The following is a 1,550-nucleotide window of genomic DNA, read 5'->3' as shown; positions in this document are numbered from 1 at the left end:
GCCCAGAATGTCAAGCAATCTGTTAATTCGGGTATTCTGCATAGTCGTTAAAAATTATACTGATGAGTTAAAAAATGCGGGTCGAGAGCGACTCCAAATGTTTACCGGGTGTGTCGGCCCCCATCTAAAATTTAAAATTTAACATTTAAGATGGTATTGAGCGATCGCCCGGACTACATTAGCTTTCGCGATCGAAAGTCAAGCCCTCCTCTTTGCTAGCAAAGACGATCGCTCTGAACAGTCAACTAATTAAGTGTATCTGTATCTTGTGGCAAAGCAGCCCCAGGCTCTATATTCCAAGTAGTTATGACTAATTGCACCTGTGCGAACTATATGTTTAAGAATAAAACTTATGAAGCTTAAAATTTACCAGATTTTAATTGGATTGTCGATCGTCCTAATGATAGGAATGTTTCTGGGACGCTTTGAAATCACGATTTCCAACGGTGCAAATCAGCCCAGCGATCTACCGAACGCAGCCACCGCACTCCCCCCAATACCCCCAGTTTATCCAGTCACCACAGGCTCAGGAGATACCGCAAACGAGCCAAAACCCGACTCAATAGCAGCGCCCCGAGAGTCAGAGGAGGAATTGCTTGCCTCAATCCCTGCAAATATTAAAGCCACCGGCATTCTGCGCGTCAGCAACCGCAGCGAACACCCAGTGCGAGTAGCCCTGCTGTCGAAAGGCAAAGCCGAGAAATCCTACGGGAAACCGGCACACTGGGATTTTGCGCCGGGGGAAGGAGGCGATAAGGGACTAATGCTATCGCTGCCGGATGGCAAGTTACAAGTCAAACGGGAAGACATTGTGGTGGTTTTTGCTCAGGATGGTTCCCGCCGCTACTGGGGGCCTTACGTTGCCGGGGAGACAGCCTCGCCCGCTTGGAACAGCACAGCGGAGGAATGGCAATTAATTTTGCAGCCTTGAAGGCTAGGAGGAAGGAAGAAGGAAGAAGGAAGAAGGAAGAAGGAAGAAGGAAGAAGGAAGAAGGAAGTTCGGCAACGAGCAATGTACGGGATGTAACGGATGTAACGGATGTAAGTCCGTCGGAAGAAGGAAGAAGGCAGAAGGCAGAAGTCCAACGTCATTAGTCCAACGTCATTAGTCCAACGTCATCAGTCCAACGTCATGTTTTGCTGTCGCCTCCGAGCTTTCCGTACAAAGTCATCAGGAGGAAGGAAGTCGGAGGAAGACATACACAGCCAGCTTTGTCGCGAGCCATATTTGATATTTCATTAGGTGGATTTACTTAGCTGCGGCCAGAGATTTTGGTTGAGAAACCCGGTTGCTCAGCTATTGTTGAGAACGGTGCAAGATTTGAGTTGAACCGGATTCGATCGAGTTTCGAGTTTCGAGAAAGCAAATCTTTCGGTAGACTCTCTAATGCGAGTTAAAATTTTAAATCTAAAATCGCAGGAAGTTTGGGTGAAGGAAGTTATTAAAAATTTGTCAGAATATCGCAAGCACCACCCGTTAGCACCTTTGTTACTGTCGCTGTTGTGGCTGGGCGCGATCGGCTTCGTAGCTTTTTTGTGGAATCTTGGCA

At 47.5% G+C, this 1,550-nt stretch carries 2 protein-coding genes; both read left to right on the top strand.

Annotated features, from left to right (window positions below; all coding sequences use genetic code 11):
• Window positions 1–352 precede the first annotated feature (352 nt).
• On the top strand, window positions 353–931 hold the full coding sequence (locus QT998_RS27315) for a hypothetical protein (RefSeq protein ID WP_333218220.1): 579 nt from the start codon (window positions 353–355) through the stop codon (window positions 929–931).
• Window positions 907–1,095 carry a hypothetical protein gene (locus tag QT998_RS27310; RefSeq protein WP_333218218.1) on the top strand — a complete coding sequence of 63 codons (189 nt, stop codon included), beginning with the start codon at window positions 907–909 and terminating at the stop codon, window positions 1,093–1,095. The genes QT998_RS27315 and QT998_RS27310 overlap by 25 nt, the downstream gene beginning before the upstream one ends.
• Window positions 1,096–1,550 lie beyond the last annotated feature (455 nt).

Origin of the sequence: Microcoleus sp. S1D4 (genome assembly GCF_036700765.1) — a bacterium.
Taxonomy (GTDB): domain Bacteria; phylum Cyanobacteriota; class Cyanobacteriia; order Cyanobacteriales; family Microcoleaceae; genus Microcoleus.
Note: the sequence above shows the minus strand (reverse complement) of the source record. Positions and strands in the feature narration are given on the sequence as shown.